This window comes from Streptomyces sp. NPDC042364, from assembly GCF_056437585.1.
This window is the reverse complement of sequence record NZ_JBWKAJ010000041.1, coordinates 1-26,406: the sequence shown is the minus strand read 5'-3', so window position 1 is coordinate 26,406 and position 26,406 is coordinate 1. Positions and strand designations below refer to the sequence as shown.

23 protein-coding genes are annotated in these 26,406 nt (G+C 71.8%); 14 read left to right on the top strand and 9 right to left on the bottom strand.

Annotated elements, in window-relative coordinates; translation table 11 throughout:
* Nucleotides 1-401: 401 nt before the first annotated feature.
* From AC067N_RS38465 to AC067N_RS38450, 4 genes are all read left to right on the top strand, one after another.
* Entirely contained in the window at nt 402-2,390 is a 1,989-nt protein-coding gene (locus AC067N_RS38465; RefSeq protein WP_478683608.1) for a YncE family protein, read from the top strand.
* 292 nt (nt 2,391-2,682) lie between these two features.
* Nucleotides 2,683-3,399 carry a response regulator transcription factor gene (locus tag AC067N_RS38460; protein WP_478683607.1) on the top strand — a complete coding sequence of 239 codons (717 nt, stop codon included), beginning with the start codon at nt 2,683-2,685 and terminating at the stop codon, nt 3,397-3,399.
* An 85-nt stretch (nt 3,400-3,484) separates the two neighbouring features.
* Complete coding sequence (locus AC067N_RS38455) at nt 3,485-5,011, top strand: sensor histidine kinase (protein WP_478683606.1); 1,527 nt, start codon at nt 3,485-3,487, stop codon at nt 5,009-5,011.
* 122 nt (nt 5,012-5,133) lie between these two features.
* Nucleotides 5,134-5,262: a hypothetical protein gene (locus tag AC067N_RS38450; protein ID WP_478683605.1), complete on the top strand. Its 129-nt coding sequence runs from the start codon at nt 5,134-5,136 to the stop codon at nt 5,260-5,262.
* Here the strand turns inward: AC067N_RS38450 and AC067N_RS38445 are convergent.
* On the bottom strand, nt 5,259-6,467 hold the full coding sequence (locus AC067N_RS38445) for a hypothetical protein (protein ID WP_478683604.1): 1,209 nt from the start codon (nt 6,465-6,467) through the stop codon (nt 5,259-5,261). The genes AC067N_RS38450 and AC067N_RS38445 overlap by 4 nt on opposite strands.
* Before the next feature lie 106 nt (nt 6,468-6,573).
* Nucleotides 6,574-7,821: a PP2C family protein-serine/threonine phosphatase gene (locus tag AC067N_RS38440; RefSeq protein WP_478683603.1), complete on the bottom strand. Its 1,248-nt coding sequence runs from the start codon at nt 7,819-7,821 to the stop codon at nt 6,574-6,576.
* 178 nt (nt 7,822-7,999) lie between these two features.
* Between AC067N_RS38440 and AC067N_RS38435 the strand changes: the two genes are divergently transcribed.
* Nucleotides 8,000-8,470: a hypothetical protein gene (locus tag AC067N_RS38435; protein ID WP_478683602.1), complete on the top strand. Its 471-nt coding sequence runs from the start codon at nt 8,000-8,002 to the stop codon at nt 8,468-8,470.
* 13 nt (nt 8,471-8,483) lie between these two features.
* On the opposite strand, the gene AC067N_RS38430 is transcribed toward AC067N_RS38435, so the two are convergent.
* Nucleotides 8,484-8,984 carry an SH3 domain-containing protein gene (locus AC067N_RS38430; protein ID WP_478683601.1) on the bottom strand — a complete coding sequence of 167 codons (501 nt, stop codon included), beginning with the start codon at nt 8,982-8,984 and terminating at the stop codon, nt 8,484-8,486.
* A gap of 177 nt (nt 8,985-9,161) precedes the next feature.
* Here AC067N_RS38430 and AC067N_RS38425 point away from each other — a divergent pair, with 177 nt between their 5' ends.
* Nucleotides 9,162-10,106: a hypothetical protein gene (locus tag AC067N_RS38425; protein ID WP_478683600.1), complete on the top strand. Its 945-nt coding sequence runs from the start codon at nt 9,162-9,164 to the stop codon at nt 10,104-10,106.
* On the opposite strand, the gene AC067N_RS38420 is transcribed toward AC067N_RS38425, so the two are convergent.
* Nucleotides 10,012-11,727 carry an aminotransferase-like domain-containing protein gene (locus tag AC067N_RS38420; RefSeq protein ID WP_478683609.1) on the bottom strand — a complete coding sequence of 572 codons (1,716 nt, stop codon included), beginning with the start codon at nt 11,725-11,727 and terminating at the stop codon, nt 10,012-10,014. The two genes, AC067N_RS38425 and AC067N_RS38420, sit on opposite strands and share 95 nt — an antisense overlap.
* 96 nt (nt 11,728-11,823) lie before the next feature.
* Between AC067N_RS38420 and AC067N_RS38415 the strand changes: the two genes are divergently transcribed.
* On the top strand, nt 11,824-12,624 hold the full coding sequence (locus tag AC067N_RS38415; protein ID WP_478683599.1) for an alpha/beta fold hydrolase: 801 nt from the start codon (nt 11,824-11,826) through the stop codon (nt 12,622-12,624).
* Between the two features lie 109 nt (nt 12,625-12,733).
* Complete coding sequence (locus AC067N_RS38410) at nt 12,734-13,204, top strand: DUF7144 family membrane protein (RefSeq protein ID WP_478683598.1); 471 nt, start codon at nt 12,734-12,736, stop codon at nt 13,202-13,204.
* Between the two features lie 16 nt (nt 13,205-13,220).
* Here the strand turns inward: AC067N_RS38410 and AC067N_RS38405 are convergent, their stop codons facing one another.
* Nucleotides 13,221-13,397 carry a hypothetical protein gene (locus AC067N_RS38405; RefSeq protein ID WP_478683597.1) on the bottom strand — a complete coding sequence of 59 codons (177 nt, stop codon included), beginning with the start codon at nt 13,395-13,397 and terminating at the stop codon, nt 13,221-13,223.
* Between the two features lie 112 nt (nt 13,398-13,509).
* Here AC067N_RS38405 and AC067N_RS38400 point away from each other — a divergent pair, with 112 nt between their 5' ends.
* From AC067N_RS38400 to AC067N_RS38390, 3 genes are all read left to right on the top strand, one after another.
* Nucleotides 13,510-14,523 carry an endonuclease/exonuclease/phosphatase family protein gene (locus tag AC067N_RS38400; protein WP_478683596.1) on the top strand — a complete coding sequence of 338 codons (1,014 nt, stop codon included), beginning with the start codon at nt 13,510-13,512 and terminating at the stop codon, nt 14,521-14,523.
* 93 nt (nt 14,524-14,616) lie between these two features.
* Nucleotides 14,617-16,587 (top strand): FUSC family protein, encoded by a 1,971-nt coding sequence (locus tag AC067N_RS38395; RefSeq protein WP_478683595.1) that lies wholly within the window; start codon nt 14,617-14,619, stop codon nt 16,585-16,587.
* Between the two features lie 149 nt (nt 16,588-16,736).
* Nucleotides 16,737-16,952: a hypothetical protein gene (locus tag AC067N_RS38390; RefSeq protein WP_478683594.1), complete on the top strand. Its 216-nt coding sequence runs from the start codon at nt 16,737-16,739 to the stop codon at nt 16,950-16,952.
* A gap of 101 nt (nt 16,953-17,053) precedes the next feature.
* Here the strand turns inward: AC067N_RS38390 and AC067N_RS38385 are convergent, their stop codons facing one another.
* The gene (locus AC067N_RS38385) at nt 17,054-19,123 is read right to left on the bottom strand and encodes a PhoX family protein (RefSeq protein ID WP_478683593.1); all 2,070 of its coding nucleotides are present in this window, start codon (nt 19,121-19,123) and stop codon (nt 17,054-17,056) included.
* Between the two features lie 244 nt (nt 19,124-19,367).
* Here AC067N_RS38385 and AC067N_RS38380 point away from each other — a divergent pair, with 244 nt between their 5' ends.
* The 3 genes from AC067N_RS38380 (at nt 19,368) to AC067N_RS38370 (ending at nt 23,840) form a co-directional block, all read left to right on the top strand.
* Nucleotides 19,368-21,563 (top strand): VWA domain-containing protein, encoded by a 2,196-nt coding sequence (locus AC067N_RS38380; RefSeq protein WP_478683592.1) that lies wholly within the window; start codon nt 19,368-19,370, stop codon nt 21,561-21,563.
* A 142-nt stretch (nt 21,564-21,705) separates the two neighbouring features.
* Nucleotides 21,706-23,421, top strand: a complete 1,716-nt coding sequence (gene metG / locus AC067N_RS38375; RefSeq protein ID WP_478683591.1) for a methionine--tRNA ligase — start codon at nt 21,706-21,708, stop codon at nt 23,419-23,421.
* A gap of 53 nt (nt 23,422-23,474) precedes the next feature.
* Nucleotides 23,475-23,840 carry a PH domain-containing protein gene (locus tag AC067N_RS38370; protein WP_478683590.1) on the top strand — a complete coding sequence of 122 codons (366 nt, stop codon included), beginning with the start codon at nt 23,475-23,477 and terminating at the stop codon, nt 23,838-23,840.
* A 235-nt stretch (nt 23,841-24,075) separates the two neighbouring features.
* Here AC067N_RS38370 and AC067N_RS38365 read toward each other — a convergent pair whose 3' ends face one another.
* The 3 genes from AC067N_RS38365 to AC067N_RS38355 form a co-directional block, all read right to left on the bottom strand.
* A complete protein-coding gene (locus AC067N_RS38365) occupies nt 24,076-24,543 on the bottom strand; it encodes a hypothetical protein (protein ID WP_478683589.1) in 468 nt (155 codons plus the stop codon).
* Between the two features lie 82 nt (nt 24,544-24,625).
* Complete coding sequence (locus AC067N_RS38360; protein ID WP_478683588.1) at nt 24,626-25,462, bottom strand: S1 family peptidase; 837 nt, start codon at nt 25,460-25,462, stop codon at nt 24,626-24,628.
* 72 nt (nt 25,463-25,534) lie between these two features.
* On the bottom strand, nt 25,535-26,047 hold the full coding sequence (locus tag AC067N_RS38355; RefSeq protein WP_478683587.1) for a hypothetical protein: 513 nt from the start codon (nt 26,045-26,047) through the stop codon (nt 25,535-25,537).
* Between the last annotated feature and the right edge of the window lie 359 nt (nt 26,048-26,406).

Below are 26,406 nucleotides of genomic sequence, written 5' to 3'. Positions count from 1 at the left end.
CACCACCCCCCCCCCGGCCAAAACATAAAACCCACCCCGCGTGGGCTCTTTTTATAAATTATTCCCCCCGCCGCCCCCCCCGGGGGCCCCCGCGGGGGGGGGGGCCCGGGCCCCCCCCCCCCCCCCCCACGGCCGTTCCGCTGCGGTGACACCCCGGGTCCCGTGTCCGAAAATGTCACACGGCGGCCCACGAGCCACTCGGTGCGCGGCTGCCGCGAGGGGGGATTCTCCCAGTTCATAACGGTGAGCACGGCAGCGGCAGGACTCCGGCCGGGTTCCGGAAGCCCCCTGTGATCCCCCCGCCAGTGGCTTGATCTAGTCTTCGCTCAATGCGTCCGTGTGCCGTACAGGCATATGCGACGCTCTCTCGCTTTCGTTCCGGGGGGTTCGAACACGTGCGTATGCGCACCCTTCCGACGGCCACCGCGCTGGCCGTCCTCTTCAGCTCGGCCGCGCTGGCGGTCACCGGGGCCACTCCGGCCGTCGCCGACACCAGCACCCCGCTGCCGGTGCAGTCGTCGGGCGACATCGTCGTCGACGGGGTCCACCAGCGGGTCTTCGTCTCCGACCCGGCCGGCGGCAAGGTCGTCGCCACCGACTACGCGGGCAACGTCGTCGGCACCGTGGCCTCGCTGCCCGGCGCCAAGGGCCTGGAGCTGTCCCCCGACTCGGGCACGCTGTACGCGGCGGTGCCGGGCGACGACTCCATCGTGGCCATCGACACCGCCACGGTCACCGAGGCCGAGCGGTACCCGACGGGCGAGGGCACCGACCCTCAGTACCCGGCGTGGGCCGGCGGCAAGCTGTGGTTCGGCTACGGCGCGGCGGCGCAGGGCAACATCGGCTCCCTCGACGTGTCCGGCCCCGACCCGGTGATCACCCTCAAGCAGGACGGCGGCTGGTACGCGGCCCCGACCCTGACCTCCACCCCGGGCGCCCCGAACACCCTCGCGGCCGGCATCGAGGGCATGAGCCCGATCACCGTGGCCGTCTACGACGTGTCGTCCGGGACCGCGGCGAAGAAGGCGAGCGGCCCGAACACCGGCGACTACGTGGCGAGCAACCTGCGCGACCTCGCCCTCACCCCCGACGGCTCCCACCTCGTGGTGGCCAGCGGCGCCCCCTACTTCCACCAGGTGTACAAGACGTCCGACCTGACGCCGGACGGCAAGTACCCCACCGACGCGTACCCGAACGCCGTCGACATCGCCCCCGACGGCACGGTCGCCGCGGGCATCGACGGCATGTACGAGCCGGACGTGTGGGTCTACGAACCAGGCGCCTCCACGGCCGGGCACGTCCACGACTTCACCGCCACCGCCGACGGCACCGGCGCGGGCACCCTCGTGCCCGGCGGCCTCGCCTTCGCGCCCGACGAGTCGCACCTGTTCGCGGTGGTCGCCCTCGGTACCGGCGGCTACGCGCTGCGCGACCTCGACGACACCGTCCCGACGCCCACGACCCTCTCGGTCAACGCGCCCGCGACGGCCACCCGCGCCAAGGAACTGACGGTCACCGGCAAGCTGACCTCGGACACGGCCTTCGCCCCCGGGACGACCCTCACCGTCACCCGCACCGACCTGGAGACCCCGGCCGGCAAGGCCCTCGCGGGCGTGACGGTCACGACCGACGGCACGTACTCCTTCAAGGACACCCCGCCCGCCGGCGGTTCGGTGACGTACACCGTCGCCTACGCGGGCGACGCCAGGCACACTTCCGCGAGCGCCTCCGACACCGTCGAGGTCTCCCGTGCCACCCCCTCGCTGACGCTCAACAAGAACGGCAACGTGTACGCGTACGGCGCGGACGTCTCGTTCACGGCGCACCTCGGTACGACCTACACGAACCGCAAGGTCGAGATCTGGGCCGACCCGTACGGCTCCGACAAGCCGAACAAGCTGGTCAAGTCGGGGACGGTGAACTCCTCGGGCAACCTGTCGGTGACCCTCGACCTGACCCGTGACACCAAGCTCACGGCCAAGTTCGCGGGCGACGCCCGCTACAAGCCGGTGACGGCGACGAGCCGGGTCTACACCAACGTCAGCGTGTCGACGACCCCGAGCCGTCACTACAAGACGAACTACGCCTGGAACCACACGTACTACTACTTCCGCAAGTCCGTGGACCCGCTGTTCACGACGCGGATGACCTACTACCCGGGCCGCAAGTACCGGGTGCAGGTCCAGGGGTACTACGACGGCGCCTGGCACACCACGGGCCAGCAGTACTTCGCCCTGGAGTCCGGCGGCGTGGGCGCGGTCGAGCTGACCGGTACCCCGAGCACGGGTGTCCGCTTCCGTATCCGGGCCTCGTACATCGACACCACCTCCGGCGACAACGTGAACACGACGACGCACGGCAGCTGGAAGTACTTCGTCTTCACGAGCTGACGTCCGTCCGCCTGTTGTTCACCACCCGAGCGCGCCCGGTTCAACTCCGGGCGCGCTCCTGTGCGTTGGGGAGGGAGGAGAGGGAGGGGAGAGGGTGAGGGCGGGGGCCGGCGGGGCGGGTGGCCGGAACGATTCGGCGGCGGCGTGGTTCCCGTTTCCACTGTGAGGAACGAGTCATTCCGAATCATCCCTGAAGCGCTCTCCCTTACCTGCCGGTACGTGTGAGGATACGCGGACCCTGCCGAAAAACTTGAGATCTCAATTTGAGGTCACGGTCGCAAAGGAACAGGACATGACCGCCCCTGTGCCCTCTGTTGTCTCTTCGGACTCGGGCCGCCTTCTCGTCGTGGACGACGAGGAGGGGATCCGCTCCATGCTCACCATGGCCCTGGAGTTCCTCGGCTACCAGGTGGTCCCCGCGGCCACCGGGCGCCAGGCGCTCCAGGCCGTCACCCGCCACGACCCCGATCTGATCCTCCTCGACGTCAACCTGCCCGACCTGGGCGGCTTCGAGGTCTGCCGGACGCTGCGCGGGCGCGGCAACGCGGTGCCGGTGCTCTTCCTCACCGGGCTCGGCGGCGTCGACGACCGGGTGCGGGGCCTCGACATGGGCGGCGACGACTTCGTCACGAAGCCCTTCGAACTCAAGGAGGTCGCGGCACGGGTACGGGCGCTGCTCCGCCGGGCGGGCGGTGCCGCGCCCGCCGCCGACCGCAACCGGCTGCGCGCCGGGGCGGTGCAACTCGACGCGGACGCCCACCAGGTGTGGGCCGCCGGCCGCCCCGTCGGCCTCACCACCACCGAGTTCGCCCTGCTCCGCTACCTCATGGAGAACCCCGGCCGCGTCCTGTCCCGCGGACAGATCCAGGAACGGGTCTGGAACCACCGCGACGAGGGCTCCGGCGTCGTCGACACCTACATCTACTATCTGCGCCGCAAACTGGGCGAACCCGGCCAGTCGCTGATACGCACGGTCCGGGGGGTGGGCTACCAACTGTGCACCAACTGAGCGCACCCCGGGCCGCCGCCCGCGGCAGTGGGGCCGGGGGAGCCGCCGGGGGCAGGGCGCACGGCACCCGGCGAGGAGCGGACGGATGAGCGGGTTCAGCGGACTGGGCGAGACCATCAGGGCCGCCGGGCTGCTCGCGACGGCCACCCCGAGCGACCACCCCCCTCCCCACCCGGGCCCCTCCGCGCCGGAGCACCGGATCCGCCACGCCCGCGCGGGCGGGCGCACGGTCGCCTTCTGGCTGATCGCCACCCTGGCCACCCTCGCCACCCTCGCCGCCCTCTCCGCCCACACTCTCGCCCACCACCTGACCGCCCGCACCGACCGCGAGATCGAGCGGTTCAGCCGTCTCGTGTTCCCGCCCTCGGGAGCCCCCAGACAGTCGGCACCGGCGCCGGGCTCGCCGTCCGGGCCGGCGACGGCACCGGACGCGGCACCGGCCTCGGCACCAGCGGAGACTCGGGCTTCCGCGGCCACCCCCGTGTCCCCGGCCACGTCCACGACCTCCCGAACGTCGAACGCGACCGGCCCGGCCGCATCCCGGGCGTCCGAGCGGTCCTCCGCCTCCCTCGCCCCGCCCCTCCTCGACAAGGACACCCTCGTCCTCGTCCTCGACGCCCGCGGTCGGGTCGTGGAGCGCTACCCCGGTTCGGCGGGCCTGCCCCCCTTCCCCGCCCTGACCCCCGCCCGGCTCAAGGCGCACGCGGCACGCGCCGACCCCTCCGGGTTCGGCGAGACGTACCGTGCCCAGGTGGTCCGGGTCCCCCTGGCCGGCAGCACCCACAAGGGCGATTACGTGGTCACCGCCCGCTCGACGGTCGAGGACCACCGCGCCGTCGAACGCCTCCTCCAGGTGGAGACCACCGCCGCACTCCCGCTGCTCGCCACCGTCCTGTTCGGCGCCCGACGGCTCGGCCGCCGCGAGATGAGGGAACGGCAGGAGACGGAGCGCAGACTGCGGGAGTTCATGGCCGCCGCCGGCCACGAGCTGCGCAACCCGCTGACCACCATCTCCGGCTACGCCGAACTCGCCCGCGTCGGCGACCCCGCCTTCGAACCCATGCGCCAGGAGGCGCTCGGCCGGATCGCCACCGAGGTAGGCCGGATGAGCACCCTCATCGACGAACTCGTGCTGCTCACCCGGCTCGACCTGGGCCAGCCCCTGCAACTGACCGGCGTGGACCTGGCCCAGCTCTGCCGCGACGCGGCCTCCGCCGCCCGGGACTGCCACCCCGACCACCCGGTCCGGCTGCTCCTCGCCCCCGGCGACCACACCGTCACCGGCGACCCGCTCCGTCTCCACCAACTGGTCGCCAACCTGCTCAACAACGCCCGCGTCCACACCCCTCCCGGCACCACCACCACACTGGGCCTCGGCACGGAGGACGGCTACCGCGTCATCGAGGTCATGGACGACGGCCCCGGTATCCCGCGCGAACTCCGCGCCCGCCTCTTCGACCCCTTCGTCCGCGGCGAGGCCACCAGCGCCCCGGGCAGCGGACTCGGCCTCAGCATCGTCGCCGCGATCGCGACGGCCCACGGCGGCACGGTCCTCCTCGAACCCTCCGCCGACGGCGCGTGGTTCCGGGTCCGGCTCCCGGCACCGCTCTGATGCGGAGGCGGTGTGAACGGTTGGCAAGCGGAGGTGTCTTTTACCAGGACTTGGGGAGTTTCGGATCGGACTCTGACCGAACTCCGATCCGATCCGGATCCACGCCCGCTTAAGTGATCGGCGTGAGAGGGCACATCAAGGGTGTGACCTCGCACAACTCCCCCTCCGAGGTCGGCCCGGCGCGCGCTCTGATCGACGGCTCATCGATCTACGACGAACGGAACGACGGCTCATCGGCCCGGCTCGGCTAACCGGGTACGTGCTGGGCCGACCTCAACTCGGCGAGATGCTGCCGCACATGCCGCAGGGCCCCGGCCCGCCGCCCCGGCACGCGCTCCCGCAACCCGGCGAGCAGTGCACCCAGTTCCCGGGCCCGCCTCGGATCGCCGATCTGCCCCCACTGGTGATGGGCCCGGTCCACGGCCGCCTCCACCACCGGGTCCCCGGCGTCCTGCCCCGCGGCCAGCCGCGCCTGCGCCACACCCATCCAGATCTCGCAGCTCCGCGCCGCGTCCCCGGCGAACATCGCCAGGTCCGCACGGACCTCCCGCCAGTGCAGCACCTCCGCCGCGCCCACCCCGAACTCCCGCCGAGCGGCCTCCTCCCACCGGGCGGCGAGAGCGTCGGCGTCGGCATGCCGCCCGTCCTCCACGGCGGCCGTGATGGCGAGATGGGGATCGTCGGCCCCGGCACCCCCGGCACCTGCGGGCGCCGCGCCGGCCGACGGTGACGGTGACGGTGCGGCGGCCGCCCGTACGCCGGGCGGCGGCAACGACCCGGCCGGCTCCGGCAGGACGGCGGCGGGGTGTGCCAGGGGTACGCCGCCGGGGGCCGTCGCGTCCTGGGCCAGGAGGATGTCCCCGTACTCCGTCGTGCGCAGCAGCACCTGCTCGTGCAGCACCGCGGGGGCCGGGCACTGTCCGCTGCGCAGTATGGTCGCGAGCGCCCTCATGTACTGCGGTACGGCCACCCCCCGCCGTGACGGCGGCGGCGCGATCCGCCCGTACACGCTCACCCCCGCCCCGACCGGGAGAGGCCGCCCCGCCAACTGCCGCCACACGTCCGCGTCGGCGTGCAGATCGAGGAACAGGGTCGTGGACCCGGGCGCACGCAACCGGAGTTCCTCCACCACCCAGTGCCAGGGGAAGGCGGTGTACCGCACCGTGGCAGGGGTGGTACGCGCCAGCGCGAGATGGACGAGCCGCTGCTTGCGGTCGAGTTGCAGCTGCCCGGTGAGGTACACCGTGAGGGGACCGGGCGCGGTGGCCGCCGCCCGCAACCGGGTGAGCACGGCCTGCGGCTCCAGCGGGTCGGCGAGTTCGACGACGTTCGCCGTCCCGGTGCCGGACAGCACCTCGGGCGAGACGGCCGCCAGTACGGGAAGCACGGAGGCCGCGTCCACCAGGCACCCCTTGCCCACGGGCGAGGCCGCGAGCAGCAGCACGGTTCCGGGCATCGGTTTCCCTTCCCATCGATCACGTACGCCAGCCAGCACCGTAACCGCTGCGCGTGCAAACAGGGGAAAGTACCGGGTGGGAACGCCCCGTTCAGGGTGGTTCCGGTCAGCCGGCCGTGTCGGTGCCGGCGGCTCGTCCGGTGCCCGTGCCGCGGCGCACCGCGAAGATCGTCGTATCGTCGTCGAGATGCCCCCCGGTGTGGCCGAGGACGCCGTCGCGGACGAGGCACACCAGGGCGTCGGGGTCGGTGGCCGGGCGCGGGTCGGCGGCGAGCGCCCGGCTCAGATAGGCGCGGAGCGGGAAGAACACCCCGTCCCCGTCCCGGGCCTCCGTCACGCCGTCGGTCACCAGCAGCAGCGACTCGTCGGGAGCGAGCCGCACGGTGGCCGTGACCGCCGCACCCGCCCCCGCCGTCGATCCGACCGGCTCCAGTTCGCTCAGGCCCAGCGGCAGTCCGTCCCCCAGGTCGACGACGCGTACGCCGTCGGGTGAGACCAGCAGCGGGGGTTCGTGGCCGAAGTTGACGATGTCGACGGTGAGATGGTCCAGGCCCGTGGTGTCGGGGCCCCAGTCGGTGCGTTCGCTGCGCAGCTCGGGGAAGTCGAGGAGGACGGCGGTCGCGAAACGCTCGGCGTCGTCGCGGCCGACGTGGGCGCAGTAGCGGACGTGGCGGATCATCCGGGTCTCCAGCCGCTCGGCCACGGTGCCGGGTGCGGCCTCGTGGAACGCGGCCTCGCGGAACGTGCCGAGCAGCACGGACGCCGCCTCCACCGCCGCGAGACCCTTGCCCTGCACATCGCCGACGAGGACGCGGGTGCCGTGCGGGCTGGGCTGGATGTCGTAGAAGTCGCCGCCGACGCGCGCCTCGCTGTCCGCGGCGAGATACACCTCGGCGTGGTCGAGGCCGCCGACGTGCGGCGGCAGCTGGCGCAACAGGATCTTGCCGGTGGTGTCGACGACGGCCCGCATGTGCAGCATCCGCTCCTGCGCGCGCAGCCGCACCGCACAGGCCAGTACGGACATCACACCGCCGAGGGCGAGAAGGATGAAGTCGGGCAGGCCGGTGCGGTACTGGTGCGGCCAGGCGCTGTCGCCCGCGAAGTACACGAGCATCGACAGCGCCGCGAACACCGCCGTCGTCCACACCCGGCAGACCGCGGCGGCGATCCCCGGCACGAGCACCAGCCACGAGATGACCCGGAAGTCGTCGCTGGTCATCCAGTCGATCACCGGGACGGCGCACAGCACCGCCGACGGCAGAAGCCAGGCGACGCTGCGGCCGCGCACCCGCAGCGGCTGCTGCCGCCGCACGGGGTCCGGGGCGCGGCGCGCACGCGGCATCGGCATCCGCATGCCCCACAGCGAAACACGCCCGCACGCCCCGCGCATCCCGGCCGCCCCGCCCCGCGCATCCCGGCCACCCGCCCGGTGCGCACCTCTTCCCGCACTCCGACTTGCCGACGGGACGCCCCCGGTGTGACCTGGTAAGCGGGGCGGGCAGTCGCGGGGGAGGCAAGGAAGGAGTGCTCCCATGGCTCAGACGGCACCCAGGCCGGGCTCACCCGTCCAGCGGACTCCGGGCGCGCCGGTGACGCGGACGGACCCGGCCACACCCGATGTCTTCGGCGCGCGCGCCCACACCATCGCGCGCCGGACCCTGCCCGTGGTCCTCGGTCTCGTCTACGGCTACTGGGCGGCGGCCATCAACCGCGACGCCGGCCCGATCACCGGCTGGAACGTGCTGTTCGGCTTCGTGACCGCGTTCGTGTTCGCGGTGCTCCACCTCGCCGTCCAGGCTGTCGCGCCCCGGCTGCGCCGGGAACTGCACGCCGCGCTGTGGGCGGCCTTCGCGGGCTGCGCCTTCGGCTTCCTCTACAGCCAGGCGGGAGACAGCGTCCTCAAGTCCACGGTCCTCTCCCTCGTCATCGCCGCGGCCGTCTTCGTGACCGCGTTCTACCGCTACTACACGCACGAGGACGCGGAGGGCCGTCGCCTGGCGTGATCAGCCCTCCTGGTCAGCCCTCCCACTCCCAGGTCCCGGAGGCGGTGAAGGTCCAGGTGAAGGTCACGGACCCGGAGTCCCAGCCGGAACCGTTGTCGTGCCCGTGCCCTTGCTTCGTCCGGCAGGGATCGCAGTCCTTCCAGCGAGGGCACGGGTCGGTGCAGTTCGGCACGGAGCGGTGGCCCGTGTCCACGAACACCGCGCTGGCCCAGCCGCGCTCCTCGGGGAGCCAGTACCAGTGGCGCTCGCCGAACACGCTCTGCCCCCGTACGGCGCACTCGACACGGACGTGCGCGCCGGGTTCGACGAAGCCGACGACGTGCGAGCGGGTGGTCGGCTGCTCCCGGAGATTGAGGTCGCCGCGGGCGACGACCGTGCCGCGGACGAGCCCACCGGAGGGGTCGTCGTGCGTCGGGCCGGCCGCCCGGGCCGTCGTCCCGAGGGCCGCGACGGTGACGACACCGCCGGCGAGAGCGGTCGCGGCGAGGGTCCGCGGAGCCAGTGGAATCCGCATGATCGGCCTCCTTGCTCCCCCTGTCCAGGAAACACCCGTTCGGTGGAGCACTCCACCGGAGAAGGCGGGGTGACCCGGCGGTGGTCCGGCGGGGTGCCGCCCGCCGTTCGGCTTGTCCTGGGGGGCCATTCGCAGTCAGGTGCGGCGTGAGCGCTCGCGCGGGAGCGGCCGGGGGCCTTGTCTGAAGGGGTGTTCCCTCGTGCCCGGGGTCCCCTGTCGGCCGCGCTGATCCTGCTCGCCTGCCTGCTCTCGCCGGTGGGCGCGCTCGCCGCGTGGGCGACGTACGAGATCGGGGACCGGGCCCGCTACCTGGCCGTCACCGCACCGCTCGTCGCCGACCCGGACGTACGGGAGGCCCTCGCGGACGCGGTCGCCGGCGCGATCCTGCGCGAGGTGCGGGTACGGCCGCCGCTACGGGAGCCGTTGCGGGACTTCACCCACGACGCGGCCCGGTCCTTCACCCGTACCGAGGCCTTCCGTGCCGCGTGGCACACGGCCAACAGGGCGGCCCACGACGCGGTGCTGCGGGCGGTACGGGAGAAGGGCACCGGCGGCAGCGGGCACGGGGCGGCGGAAGCGGTGACGCTCGACCTGGCGCCGGTCGGGGAGCGGGTCAAGCGCCAACTCGTCCGCGACCACGTGCCGTTCGCGCATCGCATCCCGGTCGCGCACACCGAGGTCACGGTGCTGACGGCGGAGGAACTGGTCCAGCTGCGGAAGGGGTATCGCGTGCTCGAAGTCGCCGCGTTCTGGTTGCCGGTCGGTGCGCTCCTGCTGGCCACCGCGGGAATCCTGGTCGCCACCCGGCGCCGGCGGGCGGTGTGCGCGACGGGGCTGGGTACGGCGCTGGGCGGAGCCCTGCTGGGTCTCGCCGTCGCCCTCGGCCGCCACCTCACCCTCGCCGACCTGCCCCCGGGCGTCTCCCCGGCAGCCGCCGGCGCCGTCTACGACGCCCTCACCGCCACGCTGCGCACCGTCACCTGGGGCCTCCTCGCCCTCGGCGCCACCGTCGCCGCGGCTGCCTGGCTCACCGGCCTCCCCGGGCGACGTCGCCCAGCACCGCCAACGCCTCCGCCAGCTCCCGCGGACCCACCGACGCAAGTCCCAGCCGGACGCAGTTGAAGGCACTGACCCCGCGCCCCGGCCGCGCCGGTTGCCCCGGGTGCCCCGCAGGTCCCTGCCGCCCCGACGCGTCCGGCGAGCGGTGCTCCCCACGGCCGCCCGCGTGCGGAGCATCGTGCGGTACCCCGGGCGCGACCGCGGGCCGTTGAGCCGCCGAGGGCACCACGGCCGGGCGCCGCCGTACCCCGCCATCCCCCGCGGGCGCGTCCGCGCCCCGGCCGGCCACGACCCACGAGCCCTCGTGTCCCGGGTCCCGCCCGGCCCCGGCACCGGTCACCGCCGGCACGCCGAACGCCGGTCCCGGTGTCACCGCCACGCCCCGTTCCGCCGCCGCCGCGCAGAACGTGTCGGCCCGCCAGGGCTCCGGCAGCTCCCACCACGCGTAGTAGGCGCGCGCGTCCCCCCGTACGGCGAACCCGGCGAGATGCTCGCGCACGAGCCGCTGCCGGGCCGCCGCGTCCTCGCGCTTCGCCGCGACCAGCCGCGCGACCGTACCGTCCGAGATCCACCGCACCGCCGCCTCCAGGGCGAACCTCCCCGCCGCCCACCCCCCGGACCGCAACGCGTGCCCGGCCGCCTCGGCCCGGCCCCCGGGCACCACGAGAAACCCGACGGTCAGCCCCGGCGCCACCCGCTTGGACAGCCCGTCCACGACGTACACCCGCTCCGGCGCGTACGCCGCCAGCGGCAGCACACCGCCGTCGTCCCGTCCGTCCCCCACCAAGCCCGGGGTCCCGGCGCCCGTACCCATACCCATACCCGCACCAGCACCAGCACCAGCACCAGCACCAGCACCAGCACCAGCACCAGCACCAGCACCAGCAAGGAACGCCCAGATCCGGTCCTCCACCACCGGAAGGTCCAACTCCCTTACCAATGCGGCCAGTTCGGCCCGGCGCGCATGGGGCATCGTCACGGACGTCGGGTTGTGCAGCGTCGGCTGCGCGTACACCGCGGACAGGGGCGCCACCCGGTGCGCCGCGGCCAGCGCGTCGGGCCGCAGCCCGTCCCCGTCCGTCGCGAGCGGCACCAGCGTCACCCCCAGCCGCCCGGCGATCTCCTTGACCAGCGGATACGTGAGGGACTCGACCCCGACCCGGCCCCCGGGCCGGACGAGATGCGCCAGGGCGGCGGCGATGGCCTGGCGGGCGTTCCCGGCGAAGAGGAACCGCTCCGGCTCCGGACGCCAACCGGGCACCGCGAGCAACCCGGCCGCCGCCTCACGCGCCTCGCCCGTGCCGTTCGCCGGGACCAGGCCCAGCGCGTCCCCCAGCACATCCGTCCGCAGCAGCGGCGCGAGCCCGGCGGCGAGCAGCTCCGCCTGACCGTGCACGGAAGGGTAGTTGAGCTCCAGGTTCACCGGCGCCGAGGAGACCGGCTCCGCCAGCGCCCGCCCGGCGCCCGCCGGCGCCGGCGCCGCCCGTACGAACGTCCCGCGCCCGACCTCCCCCACCACCAGCCCGCGCCGCACCAGCTCCCCGTACACGCGCCCGGCGGTGGACCCGGCGATCCCGCGCCGGCGGGCGAACACCCGCTGCGGCGGCAGCCGGTCCCCCGGCTTCAGCCGCCCGGCGGCGATCTCCTCCGCGATACGGTCCGCGATCCGCCGGTAGTCGCTCACCACGCCCGGCCTCCCTCCCCCGGCACGCCACCCGCATTGCACCGAGGGCAAAGATCTTATTGCACCGAGGAGTTGGGGCGACCTAGGGTCGAGCACATGGCACCCTTCCTCGCATACGAGGACAAAGGGGAAGCAGGTTCGTCGAAGCTCCCCCTCGTCCTCGTCCACGGCCACCCCTTCGACCGCACGATGTGGCGGCCCCAGACCACCGCGTTCGCCGCGTCCCGCCGTGTCATCGCCCCCGATCTGCGGGGCTACGGGGCCTCCCCGGTCGTCCCGGGCGTCACCCCGCTCTCCGCCTTCGCCGAGGACGTCGCGGCGCTCCTCGACGACCTCGGCATCCCCGAGTTCGTCCTCGCGGGCCTGTCCATGGGCGGCCAGATCGCCATGGAGTGCTACCGGCTCTTCCCGCACCGCGTCCGCGGTCTCGTCCTCGCCGACACCTTCCCCACCGCCGAGACGGAGGAGGGCAGGCGCGCCCGGAACGCCATGGCCGACAGGCTGCTGCGGGAGGGGATGGGCGGGTACTCCGACGAGGTGCTGTACAAGATGGTCGCGCCCTCCGCGGACGCCGAGGTCGCGGCCCATGTGCACCGCATGATGGCGGCGACCGACCCCGAGGGCGCGGCGGCGGCCCTGCGCGGACGCGCCGAGCGCCCCGACTACAACGACCTGCTGACCCGCGTCGCCGTCCCCGCCCTGGTCGTCGTCGGCGCCGACGACGAGTACACCCCGGTCGCCGACGCCGAGGCCATGCACGCCGCGCTCCCCGACTCCGTTCTCCGGGTGGTCGACGGCGCGGCCCACCTGCCGAACCTGGAACGCCCGGACGCGTTCAACAAGGCACTGGAGGACTTCCTGTCCCGACTGGACGCCCGACCGGAAGCCCGAAACTGAGCGCGGGCCGGGAGGCCGCCGTCACCCGTTCGGCCTACACCACATGCGGCGCCCCCGCGGCCGCGTGAGCATGCGGATGAGCTGTCCGCCCATCCGAGGAGGCCCTCCCATGGCCCAGCACAGCGCCGAACCGCGTTCCAACGCCCACAGCCACCAGACCATCTCGACGCCGACACCCCCGCAGGGAAGGCACTCGGGTTCCTCCTGGGCGATCGGCGGAATGGTCTTCGCCGGTGTCCTCATGATGGTCAGCGGGGTGCTGGGCATCCTCAACGGCATCGCGGCGATCGCCACGGACGACGTCTACACCAACATCGGCGACTACGTGTTCGAGTTCAGCCTCACCACCTGGGGCTGGATCCACCTCGTCCTCGGAGTCGTCCTCACCTTCACCGGCTGGGGCATCCTCCAGGGCCGGGACTGGGCCCGCGGCATGGGCATCGCCCTGGCGTCGCTCTACGCCATCGCGTACTTCATGTTCCTCCCGTACGCCCCGGTCTGGTCCGTCATCGTCATCGCCACGTCCGTCTTCGTGATGTGGTCCCTGGCGACGGCCCCCGACCAGGAGGCGGAGGCCTGAGCCGAAGCCGGTCGGCTCAGCCCCGGCGCGGTCCCGCGAGCGCGGTCTCCAGCGCCTCGCCGGTCATCTCGATCACCACCGCGTCGGCCCGCCACGGCGCCGGAAGGTGCGCCGCCGGCGTCGTGTGGTCGCAGCACCTCCCGGACGACGGCGCGACCGGCCCCGCCCTCCCGTAGCCCCATACAGCCCCCATCCCCACGCCGACCAGGCACCCGGACCCGCTTCTCCGCGCGCAACCTTCCCCCCACCCACCTCGTCCTTGAATGAGGAGCACAGGACCACCGCGGGCGAACGGAAGGCCGGCCTTGGAGAGCACCACCATCGAGGGGCCGGAGCCGGTCACCCCCCGCCGGGCCACGCACGGCGGCAAGAAGGGCTGCGCCGTCCTGCTGCTGGCCGTGGTGACCGCCGTCGTCGTCTGCCGTGTGATCGACGTCGACGCCTTCACCCCCGTCCCCCAGCTCCTCGCGTTCCTGCCCTGGCTGCTCGCCCCCACCGGGCTCGCCCTGCTCCTCTTCGCCCTGGCCCGCTCCTGGACCGGACTGACCTGGGGCGTGGTGCTGCTCGGCGCGCTGGCCTGGTACATCGAGCCGTACGGGAAGACCACCGAGCCGAACGGGCCGGTCCTCGCCGAGATCCGGGTCATGACGTCGAACGTGCACTTCGGCGACGGGACCGCCGCCCTCGTCCGGGCCGTCGAACGCGACCGTCCGGACATCGTGTTCGTCCAGGAGTGCCAGGCCACCTGCTCGGCCACCCTCCGCGACACCCTCGGCGACCTGAGCGGCAAGAAGCCGGCCTACCCCTACCGCCGGGCCGTCGAGGGATACGGCTCCGAAGGCTCCGTCATCCTCAGCCGCCACCCCCTCAAGGGCACCGATCCGATTGCCGCCACCATGGGCATGCCCGGCGCCGTCGCCGACGTCCGGGGCCACCCCGTACGGCTGCAACTGGCCCACCCCATGCCGCCGCTGGCCGGACAGGTCGGCACCTGGCGGCGGGAGCTCGGCGCGCTGCGCGCGTACGCGGCGGCCGACACCCGGACCCCGACCATCGTCGCCGGTGACTTCAACGCCAGCCAGGACCACGCGGCCTTCCGCGGCATCCTCGACACCGGGCTCGGCGACGCCGCCCGGCTGACCGGGCACGACCGGACCCCGACCTGGCCCGCCCGGACCACCCCGAGGTTCGGCGCCCAGATCGACCACGTCCTCGTCTCCGCGAAGGACTTCTCCGTCCGCGAGACCCGCTTCCGGAAACTGGGCGGCACCGACCACAAAGCGGTCGTCGCCGATCTGACCCTGCACCGGCGGAACTGACACCCGGGGCACGACGAGGAGGCGCGCCACCGCCGCCCCGGCCCGCCGAGAACTTCACATGATCGGGCGATCTCCGGTGGTGATAATGGCCGCATGCCCCGCCCGTTCGCCATCGGCCTCACCCCGCCCGACTGGCTGGTCCGGAACCTCCAACCGCAGCAGGCACCCCCCGTCAACCGGCCCGCCGTGGCCCGCGCGGCGGTCGCCCTGACCCTGCCGCTCGCCCTGGGTCTCGCGGCCGGGCACCCCGAGTACGGCGCCCTCGCCTCGATGGGCGCCCTGTCCGGGGTCATCAGCGACACGGCGGACGCGTACCGGATGCGGCTGCTGAACATCGCGGTCCCTCAGGTGTTCAGCGCGATCGGCATCACCCTCGGCTCACTGGTGTACGGGCACGGCTGGGTCACCGTCGCCGCGCTCACCGGGATCGCGCTGGTCTCCGGGATGATCTCGACGATCGGCGCCGTCGCCTCCGTGTCGGGACTGCTGCTGCTCCTCAACTCCGTGGTCGGCGCGGGTCTGCCGATGCCGGGCGACTGGTGGCTGGCCCCGGTCCTGATGACCGGCGGCGGCCTCCTCGTCCTCGTGCAGGCGCTCCTCGCCTGGCCGCTCAGGGCCGGCGTACCGGAACGCGCCTCCGTCGCCGAGACCTACCGGAAGGTCGCCGACCTGCTGGTGGCGACCACCTCGGACGCCACCGACGCCTACGACACCGCACGGCACGCCGTCACCCAGTCCCTCAACCAGTCCTACGACCTGATCCTCGCCCGCCGCGCCCGCCACCACGGACGCAGCCCCGACCTGGTCAGGCTCCTCGCCCAGCTGAACGCGGTCACCCCGCTCGTGGAGGCCGCGCCCGCCGTACGCCTGTCCGGCCGCCCGCTGCCCGACGAGATCCCCGTCGCCGTGCGCCATGTAGCCGAGGCCGTCGACACCGGGTACTCCGGGCCGCTGGGGCTGCGGCTGCCCACGCCGAGGAGCGAGATCGGCAGGGCGGTCGACCAGGCGCTGCGGCACGCCTGCGAGGTCGTCACCGAGGGGTCGCCGGACGCCCTGTCACGGGCCGACGACCACCTCGGCCGGACCGCCCCGCTCCGGGTGCGGGCCGCCCGGGCCGCCCGCGACGTGGCGCTGTCCGCCGCGTCCTGGCGCTACGGCCTGCGCCTCGCCCTGTGCATCGGCATCGCCCAGGCGCTGGTCTCCCTCGTCGCCGTACCCCGCTCCTACTGGGTGGCGCTGACCATCACCTTCGTCCTGAAACCGGACTTCGGCTCGGTCTTCTCCCGCGCGCTGCTGCGGGCCCTCGGCACGGTCGTCGGCCTGGTCGTCGCGGCGGCGATCCTCGCGCAGGTCCCGCGCGGCTGGTGGGACGTCCCGGTGATGCTGTGCCTCGCCCCGCTCATCCCCGTCTTCACCCCCCGCGGCTACGGCTACCAGACCGCCGCCATCACCCCGGTGATCCTGCTGCTCTCCGACATCCTCAACCACCAGGGCACCGGCCTGCTCGTGCCCCGGCTCGTCGACTCCCTCGCGGGCTGCGCCATCGCCCTGGTCGCGGGCTATCTGCTGTGGCCGGAGAGCTGGCACGCCCGGGTGGGCGCCCGGCTCGCGGACGCCGTCGCCGACACCGCCGCGTACGTGGAACACGTCTTCGGGCCCGGCGCGGAGGACCCCACCGGGCGGGCCCGCAAGCGCCGCCGCCTCTACCGGGACCTGTCCGCCATCCGCACGGAGTTCCAGCGGGCCCTGACCGAACCGCCGCCGACGGGCCGTCGGGCCGCCGCCTGGTGGCCGCTGGTCGTGGCGGTGGAACGGATCGTCGACGCCACCACCGCCGCGCGGGTCCGGGTGAAGCAGGGGGCGGAGCCGCCGACCGCCGCCGAGGTGGACCAGGTGGCCCTGCAGCTGCGCGAGCTGGCGGACGGACTGCGCAGGACGGACGTCCTCTACGGGGTCCGGTCCGATCTGAGCGGGCCGCCTGGGAGCGTGCTGGAGCCGTTGCGGCAGGAGGTGGCGGCGGCCCGGGCGATCACGTCACCGCCCGACCGGGATGTCGTCCGGTAGGGGCGGGGCGGTCAACCCGACGCAGAGCGCCGAATCGTTACGCCCGCCCCGCACGGGTGACGGAAGGCGAGTTCGCAGGCGGAAAGCCGTAATGATCGGACACGTCCAACCGGACGATTCGCTTCCTTTCTGACAAGGGGATGTTCGCCATGCGGCGCACCGCCACCGTCCTGCTCGGAACCCTCGCCCTCGCCGGCACCCTGGCCCCGGCCGCCCAGGCGGCCCCGGACCCGACGGCCACGGTCACCTGCCTCGCCGAGACCCCGTCCGGCGTCACGGGGCTCGTCGACCCCGCCGCCCTGCTGGACCCGGCCGGCCTGCTCGACCCGGCCGGCGCCCCGGGCGTGAACTGCCTGGCTCCCTGAGCCCCACCCCGACGCACCGCGGGCCGTCCTCCCGGGGGAGGACGGCCCGCGTTCGCATCTGCACGGACAACTGTCCGGCCTCGGCTGTCCCTGAACCTCGCTCAGACGCCGATGTCGCAGCCGTCCGCGCGGTACACCGCCACCACCGCCGGACGGACGATCTTTCCGGGGCCGTCGGGCCAGGTGCTCTTGGGGTTCTCGACGGAGGCGCCGTCGATCTCGCCCGGGTGCTGCACCGCGACCAGGACACGGCGGTCGGTGATGATCGGACCGCAGGTCTCGGCGCCGCTCGGCACGGTCAGGAACTGCTTCAGCTCACCGCGGCGCTCGCCCCTGGTCGCCACGCCGAAGAGACCGTCGTGCGAGCCGAGCTGGTTGCCGTCGGTGGAGATCCACAGGTTGCCGTACGGGTCGAAGGCGACGTTGTCCGGGCAGGAGATCGGGGAGACGTCCTCCTTCGGGAAGCCCGCGAAGTAGGTCGCCGGGTCGTCGGGGTCGCCCGCGACGAGGAAGAGCAGCCAGGCGAACCTGGTGCTCTCGGGCCGGTTCCGGTGCTCGGTGAGTTCGAGGACCTGGCCGTGCTTGTTGGCGTTGCGGGGGTTGGCCTCGTCGGCGGCGGCGAAGCCGGACTTGCCGCGGTTGGAGTTGTTGGTGAGGGCGACGTACACCTTGCCGGTGACCGGGTTGGGCTCGATGTCCTCGGGCCGGTCCATCTTCGTCGCGCCGACCTTGTCACCGGCGAGCCGTGTGAAGACGAAGACCTCGTCGGCCGTCATGCCCTCCACGTGCGAGACGGCGCCCTTGGCGGTCGCGGTGGCCAGCGGGATCCACTCGCCGCTGCCGTCGAACTCACCGTCGGCCGGGAGCCTGCCCGTGCCGTCGATCTCGATGGCGGGGGAGTCGCCGGTGAGCTTGGCGACGTAGAGGGTGCCCTCGTCGAGCAGCGAGAGGTTGTGCTCGCGCACGGCGCGGCCCGACCCCTTCTTCATCCGCTTGCTGCTGACGAACTTGTAGAAGTAGTCGAAGCGCTCGTCGTCACCGGAGTAGACGACGGGGCGGCCGTCGGCGGTGAGCCGGATGGTGGCGGCCTCGTGCTTGAAGCGGCCGAGCGCGGTGTGCTTGCGGGGCGTGGACGCCGGGTCGTACGGGTCGAACTCGACCACGTACCCGAAGCGGTGCGGCTCGTTCGGCTCCTGGGCCACGTCGAACCGCTTGTCGAACCGCTCCCACTTGCGCTCGGTGGCGCCGGTGCCGATGCCGTACCGCTTGTCGGTGGGACGGCTGCTGTTGGCGAAGTACTGGTTGAAGTTCTCCTCGCCGTGCAGCGTGGTGCCCCAGGGAGTGGTGCCGCCGGAGCAGTTGTTGAGCGTGCCGAGGACCTTGCGGCCGGTCGGGTCGGCGGAGGTCTTGAGGAGGTCGGAGCCGGCGGCCGGGCCGGTCAGCCGGAACTCGGTGGTGGCGGTGACGCGCCGGTTGAGGTGGTGCCGGGGCACGGCGGTGAGCCTGCCGGTCCGCCGGTCCTCCTGGACGACGACGGCGGACAGACCGTGCGCCGCCCAGGCGACCTCGACCTGGTCGCGGGTCGGGTCGGCGGGGTCGTAGCCGCGGAACATGAGCACCTCGTCGGTGTACTCGTGGTTGGCCACGAGGAGCTTGCGGCCCCGCTCGCCGGGGAGCGGCAGCAGCGCGAGGAAGTCGCAGTTGTACCCGAACTGGCCGGCCTGGGCCTTGGCCGTCTGGTTCTCCGGGTCGAACGCCGGGGCACCGCGCAGGATGGGCTCGCCCCAGCGGATGACGACGTTCTGCCGGTAGCCCTCGGGGACGGTCACGGCGTCCGCCGTGTTGGGCGCGACGGCGGTGAACCGCAGACCGCGGGCGCCCCTGCCCTTCGGCGTGCTCTTGGCCGCGCCCTCGGCCGTGGCGGCGGCCGCGGCCGCCTCCGGGGCGCTGCCGAGTGCCGTCGCGGTACCGGCCGCGGTGGCCACGGTCACGACGGCGGCGGCGCGCATCACGGACCGGCGGCTGAGCGCCGAGGCGATGACGTCGCCCACGTACTCGTTGGCGCTGGTGTTCGGCACCTCGTGGAAGCAGGCGTCACCACAGCGGTACCGACAGGTCAGGGCGGAACGGCCGCCGGGGTGCGAGCCGATCATGGGCAGCAGCTTGCGCACGTTGCGCTCCCTCTTATGTGCCTTTGGTGTGAGCGCGACGTTAGGGGCGCGTGTGTTCGAGAACGGGGACGGAGAGTGAACGGCAGGTGAACCCACGGCAGTTGGGGCGGTATTGACAGCTCCCGGTCGCGGGGTTAGAGAAACCTCCCGCCCCACCCCAAGATCGCCAAACGCGGCGGCTAACCTTACGTGTCCGTCCTGGCCAGGGATTGACGGGCTACAACTCACTCGAAGGGTTGCGCACATGGGCATTCTCTCTCTCCTGCGGAACGCGTTCTCCCGCTCACGCAAGGAACGCGACACGGTCCCTTCGCAGGAGGCGGAGCAGGTCTCCCCGGCGGAGCCGGAGTCCCCGCGAAGGGCTGATCCGATCACCGAGGGGTCCTCCCAGCAGGAGGCCGAGCCGAAGCTTCCGGCCCAGGAGACCGAGCCGAAGCTTCCGGCGCAGGGGGCCGAGGCCAAGCCGACCACATCCGTCGTCGACGAGCTGGTCTCCGCGGCCTTCGACAACGTGACGGTGCCGAAGCCGCGGGCGGAGGACCCCGAGCCGGCAGCGACCGACCCGAAGGCCGAGACACCGGTGACGGAGGCGAAGGCCGAGACGGCGAAGGCCGAGGAACCCGAGGCGAAGCCCGCGGCGGCCGAGGCGACGGTGGTCGAGCCCGAGGCGAAGCCCGCGGCGGCCGAGGCGACGGTGGTCGAGCCCGAGGCGAAGCCCGCGGCGGCCGAGGCGACGGTGGTCGAGCCCGAGCCGGTCGTCGAGGCGAAGGCTGAGGCCGAGCCCGCGGCGGCCGTGGTCGAGAGAGAGGCCGAGCCGGAGAGCGGTACGCCGGTGACGGAGCCCGAGGCTGCGGCCGAGGCCGAGGTTGAGGTCCAGCCTGCGGCGGCGAAGGCCGAGGCCGAGGTTGAGGTCCAGCCCGCGGCGGCGAAGGCCGAGGCGGAGGAAGAGGCGCGGGTCGAGGCGGAGTCTGCGGCTGAGACCGCCGCCGTGGCCGAGCCGGTGGTCGAGGCGGAGCCGGGCGTCGAGGCGGAGCCGGTCGTCGAGACGAAGGATGAGGCCGAGCCTGCGGCGGCCGAAGCCGAGGTTCAGCCTGCGGCGGAGGCCGGGGCAGCCGCCGAGCCGAAGGCGGAGGCTGCGGCTGAGACCGAGCCTGTGGTTGAGGCCGAAGCGGAGGCCGCCCGGGAGACCGGGGCCGTCGCCGAGGCGGAGCCCTCGGTGGCGGAGACCTCCGCAGTAGCCGAGGCGGAGTCTGCGGCCGAGGCGGAGCCCGTCGCGAAGGGCGAGCCCGAGGCCGTGGCGGAGCAGACGGCCCCGAAGGAGGCCGACGCCGAGCCGCAGACGGAGACCGGCGCGGAGCCGCAGGCCAAGACTGCCCCGGAGCCGCAGGTCGAGACTGACGCCGAGCCCGCGGCCATCACGGCGCCCGAGCCCGAGGCCGCCGAGTCCTCGGAGCCGGAGGCTGCCGCCGAGGCGGAGCCGAAGGAGACTCCTGAGGCGGAGTCCGAGCCGGACGCAGCGAAGGCACCCGAGCCGGAAGCCGAGCAGGCACCCGAGCCGGAGCCGGTGAAGGCACCCGAGCCGGAAGCGGTCGCCGCCTCCGAGCCGGAGGCCGCTCCCGAGGTCGTCGCGGCAGCCGGCACCCCCGCGCAGCCCGCGGACGTGGCGGACCCCTCGGACCTGCCCGAAGACGCCGACGCGCCCGAACCCGCGACCGCTTCCGAACCCGCGGTCGCCCCCGAACCCGCGGTCGCCGACGGCGAAGCCGAGTCCGCCGGCCCCGCCACCCCGGCCACCCGCATCCGCTCCCGCGCCCCCGGCCTCTCCACCGCCTACAAGGCCGCCGGCAGCGTCCTGAAGGAGCACGACCTCACCGGCGCCCGCGCCAAGGTGTACCTCGTCCTCGACCGCTCCGCGTCGATGCGCCCGTACTACAAGGACGGCTCCGCCCAGGCCCTCGGCGAGCAGACTCTCGCCCTCGCCGCCCACCTCGACCCCGAGGCCACCGTCCCCGTCGTGTTCTTCTCCACCGAACTCGACGGCACCGGCGAGCTCACCCTCACCGAGCACGAGAACAAGATCGACGAGCTGCACAACGGCCTCGGCCGCATGGGTCGCACCAGCTACCACGCGGCCGTCGAGGAGGTGCTCGCCCAGCACCAGAAGTCGGCGGATCCCACCGCGCCCGCCCTCGTCGTCTTCCAGACCGACGGCGCCCCGGACGCGAAGACCCCCGCCACCCAGGCGCTCACGGAGGCGGCGAAGAGCCACCCCGGCGTCCACTTCGCCTTCGTCGCCTTCGGTGACCCGGACAACAAGGCCTTCGACTACCTCCGCAAGCTCAAGACGGAGAACGCCTCGCACTTCCTGGCCGGCGAGACCCCGCGCGAGCTGACGGACGCCGAGGTCTACGAGGGCATCCTGGCCGCCTGGCGCCCTTAACCCTCCACCCGCGCCCCTCACCGGGACGTCCCGTGCCGTCCGCTTCCCACCCCGCAAAACGGGAGGCGGGCGGCACCCCCGTGTCGGCTAGGATTTCAAGACTCACGCCTTACGAAATCGACCGACCTGGGAGCATCCCCCGATGGCTCGACACCTCATCACCAGCGCCCTTCCGTACATCAACGGGATCAAGCACCTGGGCAACATGGTGGGGTCCATGCTCCCGGCGGACGTGTACTCCCGGTACCTCCGCCAGCGTGGCCATGACGTCCTGTACATCTGTGCGACGGACGAGCACGGCACCCCGGCCGAGCTGGCGGCCAAGGAGCTGGGCCTCCCCGTGGCCGAGTTCTGCGCGCAGGCGCACGACGCGCAGAAGGCCGTCTACGACGGCTTCGCCCTCGCGTTCGACTACTTCGGCCGGAGCTCCTCCCCGCAGAACGTCGAGATCACCCAGCACTTCGCCCGCCGGCTGAAGGAGAACGGGTTCATCGAGGAGCGGGCGATCCGCCAGGTGTACTCGCCCACCGACGGCCGTTTCCTCCCGGACCGCTATGTCGAGGGCACCTGCCCGCACTGCGGCTACGACAAGGCCCGCGGCGACCAGTGCGAGAACTGCACCCGCGTGCTGGACCCGACCGACCTGATCAACCCCCGCTCCGCCATCTCCGGCTCCACGGACCTGGAGGTCCGCGAGACCAAGCACCTCTTCCTCCTCCAGTCCAAGCTCCAGCACGAGGTCGAGGCCTGGGTCGCGGCGCACGAGCACCAGTGGCCGCAGCTGGCGTCGTCCATCGCCCGCAAGTGGCTGACCGAGGGCCTGCACGACCGGGCGATCACCCGTGACCTGGACTGGGGCGTCCCGGTCCCCGCGGATACCTGGCCGGAGCTGGCGGCCGAGGGCAAGGTCTTCTACGTGTGGTTCGACGCGCCGATCGAGTACATCGGCGCGACGAAGGAGTGGTCGGACCAGGACCCGGAGAACCGCGACTGGAAGTCCTGGTGGTTCGACGTCGACACCGACGTCCGCTACACGGAGTTCATGGCGAAGGACAACGTCCCCTTCCACACCGTGATGTTCCCGGCCACGGAGCTGGGCATCCGGGAGCCGTGGAAGAAGGTCGACGTCGTCAAGGCGTTCAACTGGCTGACGTACTACGGCGGGAAGTTCTCCACCTCGCAGAAGCGGGGCGTCTTCACCGACCAGGCCCTGGAGATCCTCCCGGCGGACTACTGGCGCTACTTCCTGATCGCCAACGCCCCGGAGTCGGACGACTCGTCCTTCACCTGGGAGCACTTCACCGCCACGGTCAACAAGGACCTCGCCGACACCCTCGGCAACTTCGTCAACCGTGTCCTGTCCTTCTCCCGCAAGCGTTTCGGCGACGAGGTCCCCGCGGGCGCGGCGGCCGGTGAGGCCGAGGCGAAGCTGGGCGAGGAGATCGCCCGTCTCCTCGCGGAGTACGAGGAGCACATGGAGGCGCTCCAGTTCCGCAAGGCGGCGGCGGCGCTCCGCGCGCTGTGGTCGGCGGGCAACTCCTACCTGGAGGAGAAGGCCCCCTGGCTGGAGATCAAGACCGACCAGGAGGCTGCGGCCCTCACCCTGCGCACGGCGATGAACCTCATCCACCTCTACGCGGTGGTCTCCGAGCCCTTCATCCCGACCTCCGCGGCAGCCATGCGCAGCGCCTTCGCCCTCAAGGACGACACCGCCACCTGGGTCACCGCCGAGCAGGCCCGCTCCCTGGACGCCGTCCCGGCCGGCACGCCCTTCACCGTCCCGCCGGTCCTCTTCGCGAAGCTGACGGAGGACGACCTGGAGGCGTACAAGGAGCGCTTCGGCGGTCAGGCCGAGTAGCGCAGCGTAGTCGGGAGGCAACCCCGCAGGCCCGGGTCGGCGTCTCCCGGTACATGGCACTGTTCGGAAACGCGCACACCGTCAATCCCGGCAAGGCCCAGCAGGACTACGCACGTCTGCTGGGTCACGGTGAGCAGCTCCACGCCGCGTTCCTGCTGATCCGCGACACCATCCTGTTCACCGACCGCCGCCTCATCCTGATCGACAAACAGGGGATCACCGGCAAGAAGGTGGAGTACCACTCCGTCCCGTACCGCAGCATCACGCACTTCTCGGTGGAGACGGCCGGTCACTTCGACCTCGACGCCGAGCTGAAGATCTGGCTGTCCGGCACCCACGAACCGATCGAGAAGACGTTCACCAAGGGTGTGGACATCTACGAGGTCCAGGCGATCCTCACGCAGTTCGTCACCCAGTAGCCGCACGCGGGAGCCCGGGAATCCAAGGGGTTCCCGAGCTTCTCCGTCATGTCGACCGGACGCGTATGTCAACTTGCTGCCGGGGTAGTCGTTTCCCTCAGCGACTTCGAGGTCCGGGCCATTACCTGGCGCGTACGAGATATCTCGATCGAGCGGCGCCTCACCTCTCGGTTCGGGCGTCACCTGTCTCAGTCCCATCGCTGATCAACAGTGACGAAATGTGACAGCAGTGAGGTCATTTGAAAGAGTCGGCGTTGAATACGATGAATCCAGCTTCGGGTCGGCAAGCGGAGGCGATGTCCAGATCCTTCGCCCGTGAATCGTCAGCTTTCCAGAAGGAGCCGCTCGCCTTGATCGTGGCACCTTCCAGAATCGAGCCGAACTCCGGGACCTCGACCCCGTTCTTGCCGCCCTTGCTCGTCGGCTCGACACCCTTCGGCCAGAGTGGCGCAACAGTGACTTCCTTGCCCCCCTGATCGGCACGCACGAGCAGGCAGTCGCCCGCCGCGAGGTATTCGAGACGTCCGCCCACCAACATATCTGCGGCCAGTTCGCTGCTGTGGACCACGATCTGCGGGTTCTTTCCCTTGAGCGAGAGGCCGTCCGTAGAAGTCTCCCCTTCGCTCTCTCCGCTCCCACAAGCAGCGAGAGCGAGCAGGCCGGAAACAAGCACAGAACACCTGAGCTTGCGCGGAAAGTACATGAACCTAGCCTCTCTGTAGATATGTGGACATATACCTGTGGGGCAGGCGGTCTCGCCTGCCCCACAGGATCAGATTCGCTCTTTATCGACGCCAGACATCGAATCCGCGGTTTTGATAAAGATAAGCGGGCGTGAAGACACTGCGAACAGCCCCGCCCCTAATTGTCGTACCGGTGTGAATTCCGACAGCGGTACCCCCAACGTACCACGGACCGCCACTGTCACCACCTTCGGAGACGTCGCTCTTGGTAAGCACCAAATGCTTGAGCACGCCAGCGGTGACGTCTCGGTATTTTACGGTGCTGCATTTCTTGCCGGATACGATTCCGAAATGGCAGACCGAAGTACCGACGGCCGGCATTCCCGAGCGCTTATCCACATACCTGGTCTTGTTCCAGTCGTGGTAGAAGGTTCGGGTGGGAGTCTTGCCTCCGTGCGTCGTATAACCGATGTCCCCCCAGCCTCCCTGGTGGGACCAGACGACATCGACCGCAGCGGACCCGCCCGTCCCGGGATGGTTGGCGTACTTGGACGAACTACCGGTGGTGCAGTGCCCTGCCGTGCCCAGACGCTTTGTATTCGACGTGTTGTACTTGAGGTTGAATCCGGCCGTGCACCCTGTGAGCAGGCCACCGCCGCGTATCTTTCCGTCCTCCTGAACCAGCCCCGCATCTTCGACGATGTTCACGACGACCGGAATGCGTTCGTCTTCAGCGCCCCTCGCAGTGGCGTTCACTGCACTCAGGCTCAGGCGGGACTTGGCTTCGGAGTTCTCCGGCTCAACCTCCACCCGGATCTCGCCTGAGCGAATGTCGTAGGCCGCGTTGTAGTTCTTGACATCTGCCTTCGCCGCCCATACCGCCGCCTCGGCCGCCGCGCCGGCGGCAAGTTCGGCTTCGCTGTACCCCTTGTTGCTCACAACCTCGACGGGGACGGGAAGGGACGACGCGAGCTCCAACGCATCGGCCGGAGCCGCTCCCTTGAAAGCGAACTAGGCACTCTTCTCGAGTTTCTCCGCACCCGCGAACGTATCCGGATACTTGGCCTCCAGTTCATCCGCGACTGCGATGAACTGCTCCTGCCAGCCGTAGCGGTTGAGCGCCTCCTCGAGATTCACCCCATCTCCTGCAGCCATGGCCTCGATGTCTTCGATCTCTCCGGCCGTCAGCTGGTCGATCGAGGAACTCGGCGTACTCACGGGCCCGTCCGGCTCCTCGACGGAAGCGCTCTTCGCCGCTGCAGCCGCGGCCGCGGGCTTCGCCAGGTAGTCGTGGATGGCTTCTTTCAGGGATACCCCGCCCGCCTCTGCGGCCTTCTTTATCCGGTCCAGCGCAGGAGTGCTGAACTCTGCATTCCGCTTCTCCGGATTGAGGATGACGGAGGTTACAGAAGGACCATCGGCGTTGTCGGCTGGTCTCGCCGACGGTGCGATGGCGAGGAGCCCCGAAAGAGCCGAAGCCAGCCCCAACGATGCAAGGCGACCGACTCGGGCATTCAATACCATATGACGCTTTCCCCCATGTTGACCGACTGTAAATGCCACACAATCTTCCATGCACCTTCACACGGCGCGACATCGGCACGCAAGCGGCTTATTCCGGCCTTGACGCATGGACGGAATCCGGCCTTTGAGTCCTGGACTGCTCTCCAGCCCATGGGTGCGTGATACCTGAGAAATGTCGTCCCGCCGCCCTGATCACCCCCTGACCGGCTTCGGTCAGCCCATCGCGAGAATGCTCACACCTGATGTCGTGCGCAGTTCCGGACGCAGGGTCCCTTGCATGATCGAGGTCTGTCCGGTTTCATCCGGTGATGCCGATGGCGACCAGGGGCCTTCGCCAGTCGCGGGCGGTGTGGCGTAGG